General features: G+C 58.2%; 18 protein-coding genes and 1 pseudogene. 10 read left to right on the forward strand and 9 right to left on the reverse strand.

Annotated features, from left to right (window positions below; all coding sequences use genetic code 11):
- The first annotated feature begins 239 nt into the window (after positions 1–239).
- Complete coding sequence (locus X735_RS143955) at positions 240–701, forward strand: nuclear transport factor 2 family protein (protein WP_023812729.1); 462 nt, start codon at positions 240–242, stop codon at positions 699–701.
- Between the two features lie 59 nt (positions 702–760).
- Here the strand turns inward: X735_RS143955 and X735_RS143950 are convergent, their stop codons facing one another.
- The 4 genes from X735_RS143950 to X735_RS143935 all read right to left on the reverse strand — a co-directional run bounded on the left by X735_RS143950 (position 761) and on the right by X735_RS143935 (position 6838).
- Complete coding sequence (locus tag X735_RS143950; RefSeq protein ID WP_023812730.1) at positions 761–1798, reverse strand: LLM class flavin-dependent oxidoreductase; 1038 nt, start codon at positions 1796–1798, stop codon at positions 761–763.
- A gap of 167 nt (positions 1799–1965) precedes the next feature.
- Positions 1966–3003 (reverse strand): alpha/beta hydrolase, encoded by a 1038-nt coding sequence (locus X735_RS143945; RefSeq protein ID WP_023812731.1) that lies wholly within the window; start codon positions 3001–3003, stop codon positions 1966–1968.
- A 210-nt stretch (positions 3004–3213) separates the two neighbouring features.
- The gene (locus tag X735_RS143940; protein ID WP_023812732.1) at positions 3214–5508 is read right to left on the reverse strand and encodes an FdhF/YdeP family oxidoreductase; all 2295 of its coding nucleotides are present in this window, start codon (positions 5506–5508) and stop codon (positions 3214–3216) included.
- Positions 5509–6280: 772 nt separating this feature from the next.
- On the reverse strand, positions 6281–6838 hold the full coding sequence (locus X735_RS143935) for a VOC family protein (protein WP_050592726.1): 558 nt from the start codon (positions 6836–6838) through the stop codon (positions 6281–6283).
- 308 nt (positions 6839–7146) lie between these two features.
- Here X735_RS143935 and X735_RS143930 point away from each other — a divergent pair, with 308 nt between their 5' ends.
- The 3 genes from X735_RS143930 to X735_RS143925 all read left to right on the forward strand — a co-directional run bounded on the left by X735_RS143930 (position 7147) and on the right by X735_RS143925 (position 8830).
- A complete protein-coding gene (locus X735_RS143930; protein WP_023812734.1) occupies positions 7147–7857 on the forward strand; it encodes an SDR family oxidoreductase in 711 nt (236 codons plus the stop codon).
- Between the two features lie 237 nt (positions 7858–8094).
- The gene (locus X735_RS1000000169945; protein ID WP_245273263.1) at positions 8095–8358 is read left to right on the forward strand and encodes a hypothetical protein; all 264 of its coding nucleotides are present in this window, start codon (positions 8095–8097) and stop codon (positions 8356–8358) included.
- 235 nt (positions 8359–8593) lie between these two features.
- Positions 8594–8830 (forward strand): 4-oxalocrotonate tautomerase family protein, encoded by a 237-nt coding sequence (locus X735_RS143925; protein ID WP_023812735.1) that lies wholly within the window; start codon positions 8594–8596, stop codon positions 8828–8830.
- Here the strand turns inward: X735_RS143925 and X735_RS1000000168895 are convergent.
- Positions 8808–9311, reverse strand: a complete 504-nt coding sequence (locus X735_RS1000000168895; protein WP_128302955.1) for a hypothetical protein — start codon at positions 9309–9311, stop codon at positions 8808–8810. The two genes, X735_RS143925 and X735_RS1000000168895, sit on opposite strands and share 23 nt — an antisense overlap.
- Here X735_RS1000000168895 and X735_RS143920 point away from each other — a divergent pair.
- Positions 9298–9999 carry a type 1 glutamine amidotransferase domain-containing protein gene (locus X735_RS143920; protein WP_023812736.1) on the forward strand — a complete coding sequence of 234 codons (702 nt, stop codon included), beginning with the start codon at positions 9298–9300 and terminating at the stop codon, positions 9997–9999. The two genes, X735_RS1000000168895 and X735_RS143920, sit on opposite strands and share 14 nt — an antisense overlap.
- Before the next feature lie 504 nt (positions 10000–10503).
- Here the strand turns inward: X735_RS143920 and X735_RS1000000170305 are convergent.
- Complete coding sequence (locus tag X735_RS1000000170305; protein WP_196815342.1) at positions 10504–10752, reverse strand: heme-binding protein; 249 nt, start codon at positions 10750–10752, stop codon at positions 10504–10506.
- A gap of 528 nt (positions 10753–11280) precedes the next feature.
- Between X735_RS1000000170305 and X735_RS143915 the strand changes: the two genes are divergently transcribed.
- From X735_RS143915 to X735_RS143905, 3 genes are all read left to right on the forward strand, one after another.
- Positions 11281–11877, forward strand: a complete 597-nt coding sequence (locus X735_RS143915) for a redoxin domain-containing protein (protein WP_023812737.1) — start codon at positions 11281–11283, stop codon at positions 11875–11877.
- 551 nt (positions 11878–12428) lie between these two features.
- Positions 12429–12704: a hypothetical protein gene (locus X735_RS143910; protein ID WP_023812738.1), complete on the forward strand. Its 276-nt coding sequence runs from the start codon at positions 12429–12431 to the stop codon at positions 12702–12704.
- 106 nt (positions 12705–12810) lie between these two features.
- Positions 12811–13926 carry a redoxin family protein gene (locus X735_RS143905; protein WP_023812739.1) on the forward strand — a complete coding sequence of 372 codons (1116 nt, stop codon included), beginning with the start codon at positions 12811–12813 and terminating at the stop codon, positions 13924–13926.
- Positions 13927–15176: 1250 nt separating this feature from the next.
- On the opposite strand, the gene X735_RS1000000170310 is transcribed toward X735_RS143905, so the two are convergent.
- Both X735_RS1000000170310 and X735_RS143900 read right to left on the reverse strand, forming a co-directional pair.
- On the reverse strand, positions 15177–15302 hold the full coding sequence (locus X735_RS1000000170310; protein WP_023812740.1) for a hypothetical protein: 126 nt from the start codon (positions 15300–15302) through the stop codon (positions 15177–15179).
- A 45-nt stretch (positions 15303–15347) separates the two neighbouring features.
- Positions 15348–16187: an enoyl-CoA hydratase/isomerase family protein gene (locus tag X735_RS143900; RefSeq protein ID WP_023812741.1), complete on the reverse strand. Its 840-nt coding sequence runs from the start codon at positions 16185–16187 to the stop codon at positions 15348–15350.
- A 398-nt stretch (positions 16188–16585) separates the two neighbouring features.
- Between X735_RS143900 and X735_RS0134730 the strand changes: the two are divergent.
- Together X735_RS0134730 and X735_RS01000000166180 are read left to right on the forward strand one after the other, a co-directional pair.
- Positions 16586–18118 (forward strand): annotated as a pseudogene (locus tag X735_RS0134730) (AAA family ATPase); the annotation flags it as partial.
- Positions 18119–18407: 289 nt separating this feature from the next.
- The gene (locus tag X735_RS01000000166180; RefSeq protein ID WP_050592732.1) at positions 18408–22490 is read left to right on the forward strand and encodes an ATP-binding protein; all 4083 of its coding nucleotides are present in this window, start codon (positions 18408–18410) and stop codon (positions 22488–22490) included.
- Here the strand turns inward: X735_RS01000000166180 and X735_RS143895 are convergent.
- Complete coding sequence (locus X735_RS143895; protein WP_031213567.1) at positions 22485–22889, reverse strand: response regulator; 405 nt, start codon at positions 22887–22889, stop codon at positions 22485–22487. The two genes, X735_RS01000000166180 and X735_RS143895, sit on opposite strands and share 6 nt — an antisense overlap.
- Positions 22890–22942: the final 53 nt, after the last annotated feature.

Here is a 22942-nt window from a genome sequence, read left to right on the forward strand (position 1 = left end):
TAAGGCCGCACCGATGCGATGAGAGCTTTGCTTGCGCCCTAAGCGCACGTTCGTCCCTCAGAAAACCGACGACACCATCGTACAATGGAATCGGCGATGTCCATCGAGCATTGCTTCCAGAGCGGACGAAGGGCGCGATACGAGGTTCGGCCCGCCCGTCTGTCTGACCGAAATATGGCTGCATGCCCATGCGAACGAATGAGGATACCGCCGTGGACTTAGATGCGATGACGATGCCGATGAACCCGAATCTTACAGAAGTCGACGGCGGCGAGACGAAGCCGGGCGAAGGCAGTCCCTTGGATGCGCTGATCGAATTCTACCGAGCCTTCAATGATGGCGATCTCACCGGGCTCGAAGCCGTGTGGCTCGGCGGTTCGGAGCCCAGCATGGACAACCCTATCGGTGGTATCCGCCGTGGATGGCAGGAGATCGCAGACGGGTATTCGAAGGTCTTCAGAGGTCAGGCGAAGGTTCACGTGACCTTCCATGACTTCACCAGCCAGGGCGCCGACGACTGGCATCTGTTCGTCGGTCGCGAGCGTGGAGCATGCAGCACGGCGAAGGAAAAGCTCGACGTCGCCTTCCGGACGACCCGGTGGTTCGTACGCAGGGACGGGGCCTGGCGGCAGCTACACCATCACGGGTCGGTCGAGGATCCGAAAATGCTGGCCAATTACCAGAGATTGATTTTCGGATAAAAGATCGGAGAAAGAGGGGGCGCCTCCCGATGTCGGCGCCCGCCGTAGAAGCGCTCTTGCTAGTCGTCAAGTTGTCCTCTCACCAAAGGCGCAACGTGGGTTCCCAGCAGTTCGATCGAACGACGCATCGCTTTCGCCTCAAGGGCGGCAGTGCTCATCTGGAAGGTGATTCGAGCGATCCCTCCCAACGTCCCGTTAACATGCAATATCTTCGCAGCAACAGTTTGCGGGCTGCCGACCAGAAACGCGCCACCTGGCCCGCACATATGCTGGAACTGAGCTTGTGTTGGCGGCGGCCAGCCGCGCTCCCTTCCCGCCTCCGTGAACATCTGGAACCACCCGGGGAAGAACGCTTCCCTGGCAGCGACATCAGTCTCCCCGACGAAGCCCAGAGCGTGGATGCCGATCTTCTGGTTCTTTGGAGGACGGCCGGCGGCCAGCCATGCGCGACGATAGAGTTCGACGAGGGGCAGGAAACGCTCGAAACTTCCGCCGATGATAGCGACCATCAGCGGCAGACCGAGCGTTCCGGCACGGACGAACGATTCGGGCGTCCCGCCGACGCCCAGCCAAATGGGCAAGGCTGGCTGGTGCGGGCGAGGAAAAACACCTTCGCCATTGATCGCAGGGCGAAAACGGCCCGTCCACGTAATGTTGGGCTGCTCCCTAATCTTCAGCAACAGGTCCAGTTTCTCCGCAAAGAGCGCATCATAGTTACGCAGGTCGAGTCCGAACAAAGGGTAAGCCTCCACGGAGGAGCCGCGACCGACCACCATTTCCGCTCGTCCGCGGGATATGAGATCCAGTGTGGCGAACTCCTGGAAAAGCCGCACGGGGTCGGCGGCGCTCAAAACGGCGACGGCGCTTGTAAGCCTGATCGACGTCGTGCGTGCGGCAGCCGCGGCAAGGATCACCGCAGGTGCTGAATCGAGCGCGTTCTCCCGGTGATGTTCGCCCATTCCGAAGACATCGAGTCCGACTTGATCTGCGAGCTCGACTTCTGCGAGCACGCTCGCCATCCGTTCGATGGCTGACTGCAACTGACCTGTAGCGGGGTCGGTCAGCAGCATTGCGAAACTGTCGATTCCGATTTCCAATTCATAAATCCTTTGGGGACGACGAGGCGCTTAAGTAGTTGAGCGACGCGGATGAACACGCAAGCTAGCACACGGCTGGCGAGCCTCGCGCCAGCCTGTTTTTATAATGGGTATCACTGGATAACCAATCCGTGGGACAGGGCGCAGGTTGAACCCTTCGTGATCGGTCACGCCCAGGAATCGACATCCCGGACCGCCTTGGCGAAGGCCTCGGGGGCCTCCTGCGGGAGGTTGTGGCCAACCCCGCCAGTTATCAGACGGTGTTCGTACTTCCCTTTGAATTTCCCGGCGTAGGATTTAGGATCCGGATGGGGGGCTCCGTTAGCGTCGCCCTCCATCGTGATCGTGGGAATGTGGATTTCGGGAGCGGAAGCGAGCTTGGTTTCGAACTCCTCGAACCGCTTCTCGCCTTTCGTCAGACCAAGCCGCCAGCGATAGTTATGAACAACGATCGCGACGTGGTCCGGATTAGCAAACGCCTTGGCGCTTCGCTCGAACGTCGGGTCGTCGAACTTCCAATGCGGGGAGGCGAGTTGCCAGATCAGTTTAGCGAACTCGCTCGTGTATTTTTCATACCCGTCTCGGCCACGATCCGTCGCAAAATAGAACTGGTACCACCACTGGAGTTCGGCAGCGGGTGGGAGGGGGGACTTTCCGGCGGTCTGGTTCCCGATCAGGTAACCGCTGACGGAAACCAGGCCTTTGCATCGTTCCGGCCAGAGCGCGGCTACGATGTCGGCTGTCCGCGCACCCCAGTCGAACCCGCCCAACGTCGCCTTGCCGATCTTAAGTGCGTTCATCAGCTCTATGGCGTCTACGGCAAGGGCCGACGGCTGGCCATTGCGCATCCTGTCGTCGGAACGAAACCTCGTGCTGCCGTATCCGCGCAGATGTGGCACGATCACACGATGCCCCCTCTCTGCGAGCACCGGGGCCACCTCGGCAAAGGCGTTGATGTCATACGGCCAACCGTGAAAAAGGATCACGGGCGAGCCGTCGGCAGGGCCCAGTTCGGCGTATCCGATATTGAGGTCTCCGGCGTCTATACGCTTGTCGGCAACCAGTTCATGGCTATTCTTACGAACGGCCTTCTTTCCCTGGTCCGCACCCGCGGCGCGTCCGGGGAGGATACCCGCCGCCGTCAGTCCTAGTGCGACCCCGCCGAAAGACCGACGTGTGAGGTTCTCAAATTCAAGATTGCGCATGATTGCCTCTCTGATGATGGACGATGAATGGCTGCCGCTCAAAATTCTATCGCAGCGCGGCGGTTGACCAGCGAAGTTTGAGACTGACGGGTCAAAACCGCTAGTAGACGAAGGTGTCGGGAGTGACTGACGGTGACGGCCTCGTCGCCTTCTCTTGCCGAACTGATTGTTTGGAGGCGCACGACACGACGGAGACGATTTCTTTTGCGATCAGGATGAAGCTAGTGATACTCGAACCGGAACGCCTTTGTAGGATGGCGTGCCTGACAATCGATCGTAGTGATTGAGCGACATGACCACGTTCATCTCCGGATAGTAGCCCGCCATCGAACCTCTGGGAATGTCATAGGCGACAACCGTGAATCCGCGCACGAGATGCTTGTCGTCTGCCCCTTCGGTCATCCCCTGGACGTCGACACGATCTCCGTCTTTCAGTCCTCGGCCGGCGAGATCCTCGCCATTCATGAAGACCACGTCGCGCCGCCCGAACACACCGCGATAACGATCGTCCAATCCATAGATGGTCGTGTTGTACTGGTCGTGGCTACGGATCGTGGTCAGCATTAGTGAGTCATGACCGTCGGGTAGAGGATCTTCCCAAAGGCCTGGAGATGTCAGAAAATTTGCCTTGCCCCCAGGGGTGTCCCACCGGCGAAACGACGCCGCGATGTCCAGCCTGAACCCGCCTGGCTTGCGCACGCGCTTGTTAAACTCACAGAAGTCGGGAAAGACCTCCTCGATCTTGTCGCGGATAACGTCATAGTCTGCGATCATGCCGTCCCAGTTGATGCCATGCCGATCGCCAAGCGTGGCTTTGGCGATCCCTGCGATGATTGCCGGCTCGGATCGGACGAGATCGCTCGGTGGGTACAGGAAGCCTCGCGACGCGTGAACCATGGACATCGAATCTTCGACGGTAACCAACTGTGGTCCCGATGACTGCATATCGAGGTCGGTGCGACCGAGGCACGGCAGCACGAGGGTAGTCTTCGCGGTTAGCAGATGGGAGCGGTTGAGCTTCGTTGCGATATGCACCGAAAGGTCGAGTTTGCGCATGCCTTGAAACGTGGCCTCTGGATCAGACATTGCGACAGCGAGATTGCCGCCGAGGCAGATCAGCGCCTTGGCGCGGCCATCGATAGCGGCTTCCACGGCGTCGACCGCGTTGTGGCCTTTCCCGCTTGGCGGTCGAAATCCAAACGCACGTTCCATGCCGTCGAGAAGTGTCTTGCTCGGAATCTCGGTTATGCCGACTGTCCGGTCGCCCTGAACGTTCGAGTGACCCCGGATAGGCGCGATGCCTGCGCCCTCGCGGCCGATGTTTCCTCGCAGCATCAAAAAGTTTGCAATCTGCTGGACGTTGTAGGTGCCCCGCGCATGCTGCGTGATCCCCATGCCGTAGCAGACGATGACCCTTTCTGCCTTCGCGTAGACGCCCGCAGTGCTCTCGATGGCCTGCTTCGTCAAGCCGCTGGCCTCGAAGATCTCGTTCCAACGGGTGGCTTCGACGTCGGCGCGAAGTGCATCAATACCGGAGGTATGCTCGCCGATAAACTGCCTGTCGAGGACTCCGCCGCGGCCTGCGGCAAGACTTGCTGCGTCGAGCTCGAAAACCGCCTTCATGAGTCCCTTTAGAGCGGCCATATCGCCGCCCACGCGGATCTGGTGATAGGCCGAGGCGATCGGCGTCGAGGACATCGTGACCATCTCGACGGGGTCTTGGGGCGCCGCGAACCGTTCGAGCGCGCGCTCCTTAAGGGGATTGAAGACTATGATTGGAACGCCGCGGCGCGCCGCCTGATGAAGAGTCGTCATCATTCGCGGGTGGTTGGTACCCGGATTGTGTCCGAAGCTGAAGATCGCGTCGGCGTGATTGAAGTCTTCGAGCGTCACTGTCCCCTTGCCGACGCCGATGGATTTTGGAAGGCCAACGCTGGTGGCTTCATGACACATGTTGGAGCAGTCCGGGAGATTGTTGGTGCCGTAGGCGCGAACGAAAAGCTGATATAGAAACGCAGCTTCGTTGGAAGCCCGTCCAGACGTGTAGAATTCCGCCTGATCTGGCGAGACGAGAGTATTCAGTTCGCTGCCGATCAACTTGAATGCCGCTTCCCAATCGATTGGTTCAAAGCGGTCGCTGGAGGCGTCGTAGCGTAGTGGGAGCGTGATACGCCCGGCATCTTCCAACTGGTGATCCTTCAAGGTCCAGAGTTTTGACACGGTGTGTTCCGCGAAGAAGCTCGCATCGGTCCTCTTCGCGGTGGACTCCCATGTGATCGCCTTGGCGCCGTTCTCGCAGAACTCGAACGACGAGGTGTGCTTGGGGTCTGGCCACGCGCATCCGGGACAGTCGAATCCTTCCGGCTGGTTCGCCCTCAGCAAGGTTCTGCTGCCCTGCACGGCAATCTGCTGGCGGGCCAGCGTCTTGGCAACCGCCTTCAACGCATCCCAGCCACCTGCCGGATGGTCGTAGCGCAAAATACCCGGGGGGCGGGTCTTCTTCATTTTATTTTCCTTGAACGGTTTATTCGACCTAAAGCGGCGTCCGCTGCCATTGCATGTCACTGGGCGGGGCGTTTGAAAGAGGCCGTCTCCCGGCGGAAGGAGACGGCCCCAAGGCGGATCTTGGCTAAATCCGCGCGCTCCGGCGGAGGGGAGGACGCAGGAGCGTTTCGCTGCTTGCAGCGGATCGCCTTGTCGAAGACGGAGGCGATGTCTAGACGCTATCCCTGACGCCGCCCCTGCATAAGTGCACTTTGGTATCGCCCGTCGTGATTTTGCCTTGCTGTCGGAGGGCCCGCCGCTGGACGCTGCACCATGTTTGATGAACAAATGGATCTTGTAGCGGCCGTCGCGGTCTGCCTCTGCGACGTGCGTTCGCATTTAGCGGCGGTGCAGGGAACGACCGTGTTTGTAAAGCGAACGGAACCTGCGTCCGCCGGTCAGGGCTCAATGCGCCCAAAATTCCCCGCCTTGTCTTCGACGATGCGACTTGCAAGATCGCCGTTCTGCTTCAAAGCGTTTCGAGCCAGGGTCACTCCAAGGTGAGTCGAGCGGACGCCCTCAGGCGGGGATGCGCCGGCCTTCGTGATTTATCGAAACGTTTAGCGCCAGTGTTAAGTCGAGCAAACCGTCACCACGTCCTGCGTTTCCTTGAAGCGCAATGAAAACCACGCAATGCATTCAGTCAGATCGCACGAGATTTGATTGCAATAGGCGTGGGACGTGGTGACGTAGTCGAGCCCTGCGCGAGCCGAACCTGAATCAACAAATTCGCTTACCGCTCAGATCCCCAGACGGCTTCGTGAAGCTGCGTCGTGAAGCTGGTGTCGGTAGGAGCTCCAGGTAGACGCGCCGTCACCTCCTGCAAGGTCCATCCGTTGCCGTCGGGATCCTCGAACGTCAAATAAGAGGCATAGCTCTTCCTATCGGGATTCGGCCCCTTGGCAATTCCCTTGCCGTTAGAGTGATGGAAGATTCCGCCGACGTCGTGGAAAAGGTCGCTGACTTTTACGCCGCGTCGTACGAGGTCGTCGCGCGCGGCAAGGATGTCGGGCACGACTAGATGCATGCCCTGGGCAGAGCCGGGCGCCGCCGTGGTGATGTTCTGGCCGAACATCACGGAGCCTCCTGAGCCGACTGGGGTTAACTGGACAATGCGGTAATCGTCGCCCTTGCCGTGGTCGATGTCCAGCCGCCAGCCCAGGTTTTTGTAGAACGTTAAAGCACGATCCACGTCGGATACCGGGATTACAACGAGTTCAAGATTCATGCTGGGCGGACTGGTGTCTAATGTCTTAGCCGGTGGTTTCGCTTGCAGCGTCGGGTCGGTCATGTCGGCTCCTATTGTTAGCCCGCCGCAGGGTCTTTTCGCGGTGACGTCAGGTAAACAAGGTGGATTCTGACCGGTATTGTCCGAAGGTGTGCCCGACACTTTGGTATTGGCTGCGGCCCACTCGTTACGCCTGAATCGCGAAGCGCCGATAAACTACGCGCAATAGACATTCTGCCGAAAAGCGGTGAAGTGAATGCCGCTGCTCAGCAATTCTCCCGATGATTGTGAGCCCTTAAATCAATCGCACCAACGCCGAGGGCGCCGGGCGGCTCGAGCAAGGGCCGCAGCAATTGAAAAGGATATATATTATGAGCAATCAGCAGAAGGTCGCTATAATCACTGGTGCATCACAGGGCATCGGCGAAGGTCTTGTCCGCGCCTATCGCCAGCGGAACTACCGCGTGGTCGCCACCTCGCGTTCGATCAAGCCGGGTTCCGATGACGGCGTGCATGCCGTAGCGGGCGACATTTCCAATCCAGAGACCGCCGAGCGCGTCGTCCGCGAGGCGATCCAACGCTTCGGTCGGATCGACACGTTGGTCAACAACGCAGGCGTCTTCACTGCAAAGCCTTTCGTCGACTTTACGCAGGAAGACTACGACCTGAACTTCGGCGTGAACGTTTCGGGCTTCTTCCATATCACGCAGCGGGCTGCGAGGGAGATGCTCAAGCAGGGTTCCGGCCACATCGTCAGCATCACGACGAGCCTTGTGAACCAGCCGGTGTCGAGCGTTCCCACGGCTCTCGCTTCGCTCACAAAGGGCGGATTGAACGCTGTGACGAAGGAACTGGCGATCGAATTCGCCAAGACTGGGGTCCGGGTGAACGCCGTATCTCCCGGCATCATCAAGACTCCGATGCACGCGCCTGAAACTCACGAGTTCCTATCCGCTCTCCACCCGGTCGGCCACATGGGCGAGATCAGCGACATCGTCGACGCCGTGATTTACCTCGAGAACGCAAATTTCGTCACGGGAGAGATCCTACACGTCGACGGTGGCCAGAACGCTGGCCGCTAGTAGGTTCACCAGGAAGCGGGTCACGTGGCGTGGTTACGCCGCGGGCCCTGCCGACAAACTAAAGGAAAAAAATGGAACTCGTGCTGGCCGCCGATCCGATGTGCTCTTGGTGTTATGGATTTGCCAAGCAAATGGAACTTCGGATGCATCGGCGTCGGGACGTCTCATTGACGATCATCCTCGGTGGACTGCGCGCCGGAGCGACCGAGACGCGGGCAAGCAGTTCAGACTGCACCATTGGCGAAGGTGGAGGAGGCCAGCGAGGTGCCGTTCAACCGTGAAGGCCTGCTTGCAAGGACTGGGTTCGTCTACGACACCGAGCCTGTATGCCGCGCGGTCGTTACCGCCCGGATCCTTCGCCCGCAGGCGGATCTTCTCAAGGTTTTCCGTGCATTCCAGCACGCGTTTTACGTCGATGCGCTTAACACCACGAACGGCTTCGTACTGGCGGAGGTGGGATCCCGCGCTTTCAAGGACTTAGTCACCCGTCAACCCCGATGAATTCCTCGAGGCCTACAGGAAGCGGAGTACCATCGAAGAGGTCGCGACAGACTTCGCGACGGCTCGTGCCATAGGCGTTTCTAGCTTTCCCACGCTGTTCCTCAAGAAGGGTGGAACTCTGCGAAGGGTCGGCGCTGGCTATGCGCATGTCGATGAACTGGAGAAGCATCTTGCGGCAATGGCCGCCTAGAAACCTAGAAAAACGATTCGAAATCTTGAACGAGGATATTACGAAATGCCCATAGTCACTGTACAGGTAACGCGTGAGGGCTCGGCTCCTGATCGCAACTCGGTCACGGCCGAAGAAAAGGCCGCCATCATCGCGGGCGTCAGCCAAGTCATGCTCGACGTCCTCAATAAGCCGCTCGAATCAACCTACGTGGTCATCGAAGAGTTCGAGCTCGACAACTGGGGCTGGGGAGGTCTTCCAACCGTCCAGTATCGGAAGACTAAGGCCGAAGGGAAAGCCTGACATCGAGTTGATCTCGTGAAGCTAACATGACGCCGCCGGCGGCCCGGCGGCATTTGGTTCCGCCGCGCGGAGCGCCAAAGGATGCGAAGCTCTTGCGTTCGAGTAGTTCTTCAACAGAACGCTCCGGGCATCGGGCATACCATCGTGCAGTAGCGTTCGCTTCTGTCTGTAGGATCCTGCTGCAGATGGAGCGTTTCGGCAAAGGCGGAGACCAGTTCCTGGCAGCGAGATCGGGAATGATTGCTGACTGGCCGTGTGGATTGGGGTCCCGTTCTCGAAATTTGAAGCCCATGAAAGTCTGAGCGACATTGTTGCGGCTCAAGACCATCTGCTTCGGACCACGCTGTTGCTCAACCGATACCAAGGTGCTGGCGATACCAATGTGCAGATGCAAAGCAGGATGATCCCAGACAACATTCCATTCGTACGGCCACCCGCTGTGAAACAGAAATGGAAGGAACTTACACATGAAGATTCTCATGGTATTCACCTCGCATGACATACTTGGAAACACCGGGCGAAAGACGGGCTTCTGGCTCGAGGAGGGCGCTGCACCCTACTATGTCTTCCGCGATGCGGGATTCGATCTGACGCTCGCGTCACCCAAGGGTGGGCAACCCCCGGTCGATCCGAAGAGCGATCTGCCAGAGAACCAGACGCCTGCCATGACGAGGTTCAAGCAGGACGAGGCCGCGCAAAAAGTGTTCGCCACCACGAAGAAATTGAGCGAAGTCCGTTCCGATGATTTCGACGCCATCTTCTATCCAGGCGGCCATGGTCCAATGTGGGACCTCGTGGACAATCCCGACTCCATCAAGCTCATCGAGTCCTTCTACAATGCCGGCAAGCCAGTGGCTGCCGTCTGCCACGCGCCCGCTGTCCTGCATCGCGTGACCTATCAAGGTGCTCCGATCGTCAAGGGGAAGCGGGTGACGGGCTTCACCAACGGTGAAGAAGAAGAAGTGCAACTGACGAAGGTCGTGCCGTTCCTCGTCGAAGACGAACTCAAGCGGCTCGGCGGTCTCTATGAAAAAAAGGGGAACTGGGAAATTTTCGCAATTACCGACGGCAGGTTGATTACCGGACAGAACCCGGCATCTTCCACCGCAGGAGCGCAGGCGCTCGTAAAGCTTCTGAACAGCGCGGCGGCCAGTGCTACCGCCGCATAGCCCTAACCGTGAGGCGAAAAGAGAGAGGTCGCGGGACCAGTGTCGCGCGGCCTTGCGACTTAGTGGTGGAAAAAATTGGCGCGCTCCAGGAGGCGATTCTGGCAAGGACCTTAGCCGGCGATATATTTGCACGGAGGACGTCGGCGGACTTCCTCTATGCCGCGAGTTACCTATGCCGCAAGTCACCGTTCCAGTAGTGGTGCAGGTTTTTTTGTGCGTGGCTCCTCGAGAGACTCACAAATCTCTCGGCAGTACCAACCGCTCAAAGCCGAAGTCCTGCGATGAATGGAGACGAAAGAGAGCCAGCGGCGTCGCAAGGAAACTAGGTCACCACGGCTGGGGCGAGAGTCTCCGGGTCAGCGTTCCTGAGAAGCTTAAGCGCTGCCTCCAGTATCCCAACATCCTGGGCAACAGTGCCGCCGCTTATACCGACGCCGCCGACGACTACGCCGTTTTGCACGAGAGGTGCGCCACCACCCATCGCGCAAAAGCGTTCTTGTGACATCAAATGAAAGAGTCTTTACCGGGCTGCACGAGATCGAATAATGCTGATGTTCGTAGTTGCGTGAGCGCGGAGGTGTAAACCTTGCGCTCTGAAATCAGCATCGAAAAGGCGAGGGCGCCGTTCATCCTATGCTGGAGCACAGTGTTCCCGTGAACATCGATCACGCTGACGCCCATCGGAACTTGGGCACGCAGAGATTCCGTCTTCACATGACCGGCGATGTCCTTCGCCAGAGCAAGCATGTCCATGTCACTGTTCCCCTGTTGAGTTGTGTCAGGTTGGAATGACTGGGAGTTTGCGGCGGCAGCAGCCATATCGCTACTGAACCTTGGTATCGCCGAGACAAAGTATTCGGCTGCGTCACCTTCTCGGAGCGGATCCGATCAAGGAAGCTGAGGGCAGGCTCCAGCGAGGAGCATCGGCGAGTGCGCAGGACGTGCGGTTCGGACTGGGCCTCGGCATCATCAATGCCGAGCAGTGAAGTCCACCTAGGCGACGCCGACGTCTTTTAGGAGTTGGCAGGCGACATGGATGAGTGACGCCAGCTTTCGAATGCGCAGAGCGTGTGACGCTTCCCGCCAGGGATTCTCACGAGGGCACCGTCACACCGGCAAGATATAGCCACCTACTCCGGTCGGCGATACGATCGTATTATAGATTGCCAATGGCTTTGTTCGCTATTTTCACTGAGACGGTCCGGGTGGACTGCGACGGCGGATACGGGCTACCTGCCCTCGCAGGGCTGGCTCGCGAATGCCAACCCGTAGGGAAACAATATGAGATCGGACATCGTGCCGGGCGCGCCATTTCCAGACTATGAATTGAGCGATCACACGGGAAAGCGACGTAGGCTGTCTGAACTCCAAGATTGGAATCCGATGGTGATTGTCCTTAGCCGTGGCAGCTTCTGCCCCAAGGACAGATGCCAAGCGGAACGCCTGCTTCAGCTTCATCGTGAGATGGAGGTAGGATACTGTAAGATGGTCACCATCAGCACTGACACCGTCGCGGAAACCCACGAGTTTCGGAGCGGCGTAGGGGCGCATTGGCCTTTCCTGTCAGACCCGCGACGTACCATCCAAAAGGATTTAGATATCGCGGAGTACACGGATCCGGCGCACAACCCAATGATACCACACGTCGTTGTTCTCGAGCCCGGACTGATCGTTTACAGTGTGTATAACGGCTACTGGTACTTCGGCCGCCCCACAATCGAGGAGCTGCGGCAAGACCTCCGGGCCGTTGGGCGGAAGTGTTTCCCGGACTGGGACATTACGCAACCAGAGCTTCGAACCGCTTGGAAACAAGGCCGCAAGGAACAATTCTATCCGTACGGTAGGTCCTTTTCCCAAACTCTTGCCGACGAACCGTAAGGGACTGGTAGAAGGCAGTGGGAAGGGCGAGTGCCAGCCAGCTTGTTCCGTCCCATCTCGGGTCCGCAGCGACATCCGAAGCGTAACCTGGATATTCTCACGGACTGCCAGCCCCCACGGACCAGCATTCGGACTGACTGCCTTGCCTTCACCGGCACTACTGTAGGTATTTGGACAGGAGCGCTTGAGAAAGTCCAATCCGAACTTGTACGCACTATCATGAGCCTGTGCTGCTCTGACAGCATCGATTGCGCACGAGGTAGACCAGCCGCTTTCAGGCATTATCACCAATGCCGGCGCCTGCCTCCGGGCACTGGCGGCCGATCCACAAAACGTGGATGGAGCGCTGGAAATTGCGCGGCGTTCCATTCGGGACGGCAATCGGGCGGCCGATGTGGGTGTCGGTACAAAAGTATCGCCGATACCAACGTGCAATAGCATCCAATAGATCGCTTAGGTCATCTGCATATCACTTCTGACCCTCGTCAGATGTACCTTTGGACGCCCATCGTCATTGGGACGATGGCGAAAACCCAAGAGAGGTCTACACCATGAACATCAAAGCGATTGGTCTCGGTGCATTTGCACTTTTTTGTGTCGGCAGCACAGCCCTCGCCGGCGCACTCGATGTCGTCGACAACATCGGGCCATTCTACACCGATGCCTCGATGAAGACCCTGAAGCCTATGCCTGAGTTCAAGGCGGTCTTCATGGCCAAGCCGAAGCCCATGCGCGAAATGATCATGCGCGAATGCAACGACGCAGCGATGAGCAAGCCCTATGCCGAGTTCTGCGCCAACGTGAATGCCCTCGGCGGGATGAAATAGTCCCCCGTCATTGCCCCCGCGAACGGCGCCTAAAATGGTGGCGGGCAAGCCCGCCATCAATTTTCCGCGTCGAAGACCACAATCAAACCATGGAGGGAGTTCGCGCATGAAGACGAATCTCTTGTTGGCCTCGTTCCTACTCATCACTTCGATTGGGCTGCCGAATGGCAGTTTTGGGGCCGACGCTATGGGTCTATCGATGAGTTCCAAAGGATCACACGGCTTATCCGTCCAGGGCTCGATTTTCGGCTGGTTTGCCGGCCAATCGGAGTTGGCGTCAATCACGCAAGCCGACGAGTGGCTCAATTCGCCACCACTGACGCCGACGGCACTCCGTGGAAAAGTCGTCCTTGTGAGTTTCTGGACTTACACCTGCATCAACTGGATGCGCGCACAACCCTATCTCCGCGCTTGGTCGAAAAAATACCAAAGCCAGGGGCTGGTCGTAATTGGCGTCCACTCCCCGGAGTTCCGGTTTGAGAAGAACGTCGAGAACGTCCGCCGCGAGGTGAAAGCGCTGGGGGTCGACTATCCCGTCGCCATCGACAGTAAGGGAGCGATCTGGAGCGCTTTCAACAACAATTTCTGGCCGGCATTCTATTTCATCGATGCTCAAGGGCGAGTGCGTGATCAGCATTTCGGTGAAGGTTCATACGACGAGTCCGAGAAGATCGTTCAGCGATTGCTCGCAGAAAGTGGCAACGAGGTCGTAGGCAGTGATCTGGTGTCGGTCGATGCGCGCGGCCTCGAAGCCGCTGCGGACAAAGCCAACCTGAAGTCTCGGGAAAATTATGTCGGCTATGAACGCACCCAAGGCTTTGTTTCCCTGGGCGGAGTAATTCGCAACAAGTCGCATCTCTTTGAAGCGCCGGCACAGTTGCGCCTGAACGAATGGGCGCTTTCGGGCGACTGGATCATGGCAAGCGACGGCGTGTCGGTGAAAAGGACCAACGGCCGCATAACGTACCGATTTCACGCCCGCGATCTGCATCTGGTGATGGGGCCGGCATCGCCGGGAACGTCCGTGAAATTCCGCGTCCTTATCGATGGTCATCCACCAGGCGGATCTCACGGACTTGACGTCGATGAACACGGCAACGGAACGGTAAGCGAACAACGCCTGTACCAGCTTATCCGGCAACTAGGGCCCATCGTAGACCGCCAATTCGATATCGAATTTTTTGGCCCTGGCGTCGAGGCATTCTGCTTCACTTTTGGCTGATTACGAAGCTGTCGCCCATCCCCGTGCCCCTTTGATCGAGCCGAGCAAAAGCGGGATTAGCAAGTGGAGGGATCAAAGCTGTCGATTTTTGGGTTCGGCGACTACGGCGCGTTGGTTGGTGTGCAGGCTACCCAATCGATGCTTTGCTATCTCTGGTGCGGCGAGTTCCGAAGGTATCGGCAACACGTTGGTGCAATGGATTTGCGCATCAGGTCGTCAATTTGTCCTGCACTTTCCGAATGGTTGGGAAGAATACGAGGGGCGCCATGATTGAGTTCTTTCTAGCGGTTTCGTCCGCTGCCGGTTCCGCCAGGTTGGTCCACGGATCGTCGTGCGGGACGCCAACGCCCTGGGAACTGCTCGTAGGCCTCGCGCTGGCTTTTTGGAGAAGACTATCAACCTCGACGTCACGGCGTTAACCGCGCCGCCCTTCCGGCTAAGTCGGCCAAGCGTGGGTGAAGCACGCTGATCGACATTCCTGAGAGTGCCTCGAACGTTCGTTACGTCATATCGCTTTTTCCACACCCCAACTGCGTTCCTCGCGCCGGCTGCGGTGGATCCCCAAGCCGTCGACTTTCATGGACCCTCGATGGTATGCCATCCTGACATCGGCAAGACGCTCTCAAGGTGCCGGCAAAGCCGTATTTTGCATCGCACTTCTTGTTCGTCCTCCAGGCCCACCAAAATTCACTTATAACATTTTGATTTTAGTGCTGCTTTGTGCCGCGGCCCACAAAGTGGACTCAACCCCCCTCGATAGAAGTCAGCTTGGGACAAACTGCCGTCTAATAGGCACGAGAGTTCGCCCGCTTGAGCGATTGAGAGCATGTATGAAAGACAAATAGACAGTGCTGGAACAGAACCAGTGTTCGAAGTTGCCGCGATGTGGCGCGCGATCACGATCATGCGACTGCTGGACCTTCTGGCCAGAAACCGCGTCGCGTGCTGGCCGTGCTGGAGCGGCCCTACATTGCTTTTTTGGTTGTTCGTCTGCGGCTGACTGCGTGGGCGTCCTCTTCGATAGCAGCGGCTATGCAGGATCTCGGTAGATGCATGCCGCATGGCCCACGAGCGGCCAAGGCCCAAAGGACGACAGCATCATACCACCGAAGGCCATTTTCCGTGAGCCGCCACCTAGAAGCGATTGGCCTGGCTGGACGAGCGGCAGGATGTCCGCCGTGCGCAGGCGCACGAGGGCAGAAGTATACGCCTTTGCTCGGAAATCTCGAGCGCGAAGATAGGCGCGCCGTTCATCCGGTGTTGGAGTACCAGATTGCCGTGAACGTCGATGATGCATACTGCGACTGGACGTCGGCCTTTGTCGCTTCCGCTTCCACACGTTCGGCAACCAACTTCGCTTTCTTGGGCAGATCCATGGGATTAGCCTCTGTTTGAGAGGACGCCGTTGCCATCGACAGCGGTTATCGCGGCGGCAACTCGCCTAGGTGAAAAGCCAGCCGATTCTCGACATCTCCGGGCGCCTGGAAGCCCTTAGCGGTAAGCGTTCTGATCCCTTCCTGAGCGGCGGGTCGGCTCAGCGAGGCGATGCAGGCTTCCCAGCCCGCGCCCAGCTCGACATCTGGTGGAAGGCTGGCGTTGACCAAGCGCTTGGTCTGCGCGATCGCCCATTTATCGAACCTGGAAATGCGCGTGGCGAGCGCATCAACGTACGCGTCAAGATCTGCGTCAGGCAGCGCCTTATTCACGTACCCATACGCCTCGGCCTGATCTCCGAGGATGTCCTCGGAGGCCAAAAGGACCTCCATAGCCCGATTGCGACCGATCAGGTGAGGCAGACGGGCCATCGGCCCGCCGCCGGCGACCATACCCACGCCAACCTCCCACTGGGAGATGATGGCCTTTTCCTTACTAGCGAAAGCCATATCGCAGGCAAGGGTGATTTCGCTCCCGTTACCCGTCGCGCGACCTCGGATTAGAGCGATCGAGGCCACAGGCGCGCGCGTCAGTCGCACAAGAAAATCCGGCCAGGGCGGCAGCCCTGTAGACCCAGGCGGCAGCGCGAGCATATCCTCGATCCGTGCCTTGAAGTCTGAATGGTTGAGGAAGTATCCGTCGACGCTACTGTCGAATACCACAACTCGAACGTCTTCGTCAGCCTCAATGGCGTCAATCAGATGTGTGAATTCTTGTACCATCTGCGGACCCATGACATTGAGCGGAGCATTGTCGAACGTAACTCGCCAATAGGCGGGCGTTCGGCGTGTCAGGCGAATCTGCGAGGTGATTGTCTTGGCGTCCACTTGACCCTCCTTCGGTGTTTGCATCCTGGATCTGTTCAACATGAGGCACTGGCTTCCGGCACGCGATTGGACCAACGTATCGTCAAGACCATAGTGTCGGTCCCGCAGAGCAGGGCCGACGGTGATTCAAGCGGGCTTCTGCGCCGTCCCAAGCCGCGCCGTGCCGTCTTGCCTTGTTTCGGGCAGCCCGATTTCTCACGCTCGAACGCAACAACGCGCTCCATCCTGCCGATAGTTGGCAAAGGCCATGTCGGCATCAGCCACCATCTGCGCTGCCCGGCTAGCAAAACGTCCCTAAACGCGTCAGATTGTTGCTTATTAGCTGCCGTATCGGCGTGCCTCAGGCAACTCAATGGAAGGTGCCCGCGGCCGATCCGGTGTGGCCCGGAGTCTGACGAATGGAGCCGCCACCGATCGGCCAAGACTATTCACGCAACAACTCTCAGATTTTGTGGGAGGACGGGGAGCGCATATTCCGTCGCGGCCTGCGATCGACCGACAGTGGTGAACACCGTGCTATCCTCATGGTGGAGCTTGCCGCGAGGCGCCCATCACGCGCAAGCGTCGACCGCCTCATCCATGAATACGAGCTTCGGGATAAGCTCGACGAGGTATGGGCGGCGCGACCTCTGGATTTCGTACGCGAAGGTGGTCGAACCACACTGATACTCGACGATGAGAGGGGCGAGCCACTCGACCGGTTGTTAACGGGGCCTATGGAAGTAGGTCACTTTCTGCGCTTGGCCATCGGAATTGCAGAGGCTGTTGAGAGGCTGCACCGCAGCGGGTTGATCCACAAAGACATCAAACCCGCCCATATCCTGGTTAACGCTGCGACTGATCAAGTGCGGCTGACGGGTTTCGGTATCGCATCGCCGTTACCGCGGGAGCGCCAGCCAGTCCACCCTGCTGACATGATCGCCGGTACGTTCGCCTATATGTCGCCAGAACAGACCGGGCGAATGAACCGGTCGATCGACTCCCGCAGTGACCTCTACGCTCTCGGCATTACCTTCTATCAAATGCTCGCCGGAACTTTGCCGTTCACGGCCGAAGACCCAATGGAATGGGTACACTGCCACCTCGCTAGGTGGCCCGTCGCGCCTGCTGAACGGTTGGGCGATATCCCCGACATCGTTTCGGCCTTAGTAATGAAGTTGCTCGCGAAGACGGCTGAAGACCGCTACCAAACCGCGTCCGGCCTTGTGAGCGACCTTCGCCGCTGCGCGCACGATTGGAGGGCGCAGCGCCGGATTGACGACTTTTCGCTTGGCAAACATGATACGCCGGATCGCCTTTTGATTCCGGAAAAACTGTACGGTCGGCAGAGAGACATCGGGACTTTGCTTGCCGCGTTCGACCGGGCTGTGAAAGGTGGCGCGCCCGAATTGGTGCTGGTTTCCGGCTATTCCGGCATCGGCAAATCCTCGCTTATCAACGAGCTTCAGCCGGTACTCGTTCCTCCGCGGGGGCTTTTTGCCGCTGGCAAGTTTGATCAGCACAAACTCGACGTTCCCTACTCAACGCTTGCACAAGCCTTCGAAAGCCTGATCCGGCCGCTACTCGGCAAAAGCGAGGTCGAACTTGCTCCCTGGCGCGATGCCTTCCGCGAAGCATTGGGCCAAAACGCAGCACTAATTGTCGACCTCGTTCCCGAAATAAAGCTCATTATCGGAGTGCAGCCTCCGGCGGTTGAGCTGCCGCCTCAGGACACGCAACGGCGTTTCCATCTGGTGCTTCGGCAGTTCATTGGCGTATTTGCGCGGCCTGAGCATCCCCTGGCCCTCTTCTTCGATGATTTGCAGTGGCTCGACGCCGCAACTCTCGACTTCCTTGAGGATCTGTTATGCCGGTCCAACCTGCACAATCTCCTTCTCATCGGTGCGTACCGCGACAATGAAGTCACGGCGGCTCACCCCCTCATGCGCCGCCCGCTCGACTTCGCAATGGAACGAGGCAGCAACAAGTTCCCCCAGATCCGGTACGGCCAGCGGGTTGAGCTTAATTTCCTCAATCCTGCCGAGGGGACGCATCATGTCCAACTTGCGGCCTTCGTCGGCTAATACGTGCAGGAACTGGACCGCAAAGAAAGGATTGCCGTTCGTCTTGGCATGAACCAGCTGGGCCAGGGAGGACGTCCTCCTAACCTTCGATCACGAGCAGAGGCAGTGGACCTGGGACCTTACTAGTATCAGCGCAAAGCAATATACCGACAATGTCGTGGAGTTTCTCGCCCCGAAGCTGGCGCGATTACCGCCCGACACGCAGGACGCGTTACGGCAGCTCGCCTGCCTCGGTAACTTTGCCGAAGTGGCGACGCTCTCGATGATTCTGGAGATGCCCGAGGAACAGATGCATGGCGTCCTCTGGGGGGCGCTGCGCGATCAGCTGATCTACCGCCTTGATCGCAGTTACAGGTTCGCTCACGACCGCGTGCAGGAAGCCGCTTATGCGATGATCCCGAGAAGGTCGCGAGCCAGCGCACATTTGAAAATCGGTCGACTGCTCGCATCCGGTATCCCACCGGAAGAGAGAGGCGAGGTGATCTTCAACATAGTCAACCAGTTTGATCGAGCCGCGAGACTGATCACCACCGAGCCGGAACGCGAACAAGTCGCTGAACTAAACCTGATTGCGGGGAAAAGGGCAAAAGCGGCAGGCGCCTCAATGGCGGCGCTGAGATATCTCTCGGCCGGCCGTTCTCTGCTTGGGAAAGCAGCATGGGCACGGAACGGCAGGCTCGTCTTCGAAATGGAGCTCCAATTGGGCGAGTGCCAGTATCTGGTTGGGCGACTGGCGGAAGCGGAACGGCGCCTCTCAGCGCTGTCGAAGCGCGCTCAAAACCCGGTCGATGCCGGCGCTGTCGTCTCTCTGCGCGTCAACCTCTACATGGTAATGGATCGAAGCGACGATGCCGTCGCCTTGGGTCACGCCTATCTGCGTCGGCATCAACCTCGATGGCGGCTGAACCCGACAGCAGAAGATGTCAGGAAGGAATGCGGTCGATTGTGGCGGCAGATCGAGACCTTATCCATCGAGTCGCTGCTTGATCTGCCAGCGATGAGCGATCCGAACCAGCAGGCAACGATGAACGTACTAACGGCGGTGATTGGAGCAGCGCAGTTCACCGACGTGAATCTTTTTCACCTCATCATCATCCATATGGCTGCTCTCAGCCTTGAATACGGAAACACCGAAGGCTCGTGTCTTGCGTACGCAGTCTTAGGCAGCGTGCCAAGTCCGTATCCGGACCAAGCTCAGGCTGGATACCGGGTGGGTAAAATTGCCTTGGAATTAGTCGAGAAGCGCGGATTCCATCGCAGCAGGGGTATCACCCACTATGGATTTACACTTTTCATCGCGCATTGGATACAGCCCCTGGCCACCTGTCAGGAACTGTTCCAACGCGCCTTCGAGTCCGCTCGGGCTGTCGGCGATCTGACCATTGCGTCCTTCGCTCGGGTCGACCTGGTTACAAATCTTTTGGCAACGGGACACCCACTTGAGGAGGTCGAGGACGAGGCCAACAGCGCTCTCGCTTTTGTGCAAAGCGTGGGCTTCGGGCAGATCGGCGACGTCATCGTAGCGCAAATCAGGTTGATCCGGGCGCTCCGAGGACAAACAAATGATCTGAATTCGTTCGAGGATGATGAATTCCGCGAAAGATCTTTCGAGCAGCGTCTTGAAGGCGATGCTCGCCTGGCTATCGCCGCGTCGCGATATTGGATTCGAAAACTGCAGGCCAAGGTCCACGCCGACGACTATGTTGGTGCGGTGGAGGCCGCATCGAAATCGGAGTCGCTTCTTTGGACGCTACCGTCCCAGCAAGAGCTGCCTGAATACCACTTCTATACAGCGCTCGCCTGGGCTGGACATTGCGAAGCCGCTATTCCCGAGGGCCGGCATCATGCTCTGCAGGAATTGCGCTCTCATCACGACCGGATCGCTCATTGGGCCGAGAGCGGGCCCGAGAATTTCGCCAATCGCGCAGCACTCCTCGGCGCTGAACTGGCCAGGCTTGAAGGACGAGAAAATGATGCAATGCAGCTTTACGAACGGGCAATTCGCCTGGCTCGCGAGCAAGGCTTCTTACATAATGAAGGGCTGGCTAACGAGTTGTCCGCGCGATTCTGGGCTGCCCGCGGCTTCGAGACGATTGCGAACGCGTATTTTCGAAATGCCCGCGACTGCTATCTCCGCTGGGGAGCCGATGGAAAGGTGAGGCAACTCGATCGGTTGCTTCCTGGGCTCAGGCCTGAGCACCCGATCGCCGGTCCGACCTCCACGATCACGACGCCGGTCGAGCATCTCGATCTCGCGACGATCATCCGAGTCTCGCAAGCGCTATCGGGCGAGATGGTACTGGAAACGCTAATCGACAGGCTCATGCGATCGGCTATCGAGCACGCAGGCGCCGAGCGGGGGCTTCTGATTTCTCCCGAGAGTGGAGAATTGCGGATAGACGCAGAAGCGACCGCGCGTGGCGAGGTCGTCGTCGTGCGAGTACCAGAACAGCGGGCGCCCAGCACGGCCCAGATGCCAGAGACGCTAATTCGCTACGCAATACGAACGGGAGAGACCGTGATCCTCGGCGATGCAGCGGCCCGAAACCCATTTTCTGGCGATGTTCACATCGTTCAAGGCCATGTTCATTCCGTCCTCTGTCTCCCGTTGGTCAACCAGGGTAAGCTGATCGCCGTTCTCTATCTTGAAAACAATTTGATCCGAGATGTGTTCACGCCGGAACGAGTCACCGTCCTGAAGATGCTTGCGTCGCAAGCTGCAATTTTGCTCGAGAATACGCGCCTTTATCGCGATCTGGCGGATCGAGAGGGAAAGATCCGGCGCCTCGTTGACGCCAACATCCTGGGCATCTGCATTTGGAGTGACGAGGACACCATCGTTGAAGCCAACGAAGCTTTTCTGCGTATCCTTCATTACGAGCGTAAGGATGTCGTGTCCGGCCGGTTGCGTTGGAAGGACCTGACCCCAGCGGAGTGGCGCGAACGGGATGAACGTGCCATGGCAGAGCTCCGAGCAAACGGTACCTTTCAAGCATTCGAGAAAGAGTTTTTTCGTAAGGATGGTGGTCGAACGCCTGTGTTGCTTGGCGGCACTCGATTTGAAGAAGGGCGTAACGGAGGCGTCGCCTTCGTACTCGATCTGACGGAACGCAAGCGCGCCGAAGAGGCACTCCGAGAAAGTGAACGAAACTTACGGTCTGCAATTGATGGGATACCCGGCCTCGTTGCGATCTTGGCTCCCAACGGTGAAGTCGAAGCCGTGAATCGCCAAATCGTCTACTATTGTGGCCGGCATTTGGATGAACTGAGGAGCTCGGGCCTAGGCGGAATTGTACATCATGACGACCTGTCGCGCCTTCTAGAGATTTTCACCAAGTCTATCGCCTCGGGCGTTCCCTATTCGATCGAGGCGCGCTTGCGACGATTCGATGGCGAATTCAGGTGGTTCGACATCCGCGGCATTCCAGTCCGCGACGCATCGGAGCGCATTACCCGCTGGTACGTTTTGCTGACCGATGTCGAGGATCGCACGCAAGCGTTGGTCCGATTGCAGCAGATGCAGTCGGATTTCGCTCACATCAATCGCGTGAGCACGATGGGAGAGCTGGCTGCTTCGCTATCTCACGAAATCCTGCATCCCATTGCCACGGCGCGTAACAACGCGCGCGCGGGAATGCGTTTTCTGGAGATGGATCCGCCAAATCTGGATGAAGCCAGGGAGGCGATCGGCTGTGTCGTCAGAGACGCCGATCGGGCTCGGGACATTGTCGGCCGTGTACGCGATCACATCAAAAAAGCGCCTCCGCGTAAGGAACCCTTCGATCTCAACGAGGCGGTCCGCGAGGCTCTTGCCATGGTACACAGCGCATTTGCGAAAAATAAAATCGCGGTCACTGCTCGATTGCCGGAAGAACAGGTTCCTGTTCAAGGGGATCGCGTTCAGCTGCAACAAGTAATTGTAAACTTGGTTCTCAACGCGGTGGACGCGATGGGTTCGGGTAACGAACGAGTAAATGAGCTAACGATCAGAATTGAACAAGGCGAAGCCGACGGAGTGGTGCTCGTCAAAGTCGCGGACACAGGGCCAGGCATTAGTCCGCAAAATCTTGAGCGTATGTTCGAACCCTTCTACACCACCAAGGACAGCGGAGTAGGGATGGGACTGTCGATCTGCCAATCCATTATCAAAAGCCATGGTGGCCAGCTATGGGCGGAGCCGAACAAGCCTTTCGGCGCCCTATTTCAGTTTACGCTGCCACCTCCGCGGGACGACTCATGAATATTCTCCGAATGGCTTGGCGCTTAAGGCCAAGCTAAGGCAGTGCTCAAGCTCGCCATCGTCCATCGGCTTCCCAAGGTAACAAACCACGCCGTCTTTCATCGCCTGTTTTTTCGCTGCTTCATCGGGGTATGCCGTCACCAAGATGGTTGGGAGGGCGCACCTCACCTTGACTAGATGTCGATAGAGCTCAATGCCAGTCATGCCGGGCATGTGAATGTCGGCGACCAGGCAAGCGGTCTCAGCCAAGACACGAGAGGCCAAAAAATCGGCAGCTGATGGAAAGGCCTCTACATTGTAGCCCAATAGTGTGATCAGTCTCCGCATCGAGTCGCGAAATAGCTGATCGTCGTCAACAATCGATATCAGCGCTGGCTTTGATATGGCGGGATCAGGCATCTTAGCCTCGCTTCGACGGCGCTCCTCGATCTCGCGCCTGCGTACACCGCTAG

This window comes from Mesorhizobium sp. L2C084A000 (assembly GCF_000502875.1).
Classification (GTDB): Bacteria; Pseudomonadota; Alphaproteobacteria; order Rhizobiales; family Rhizobiaceae; genus Mesorhizobium.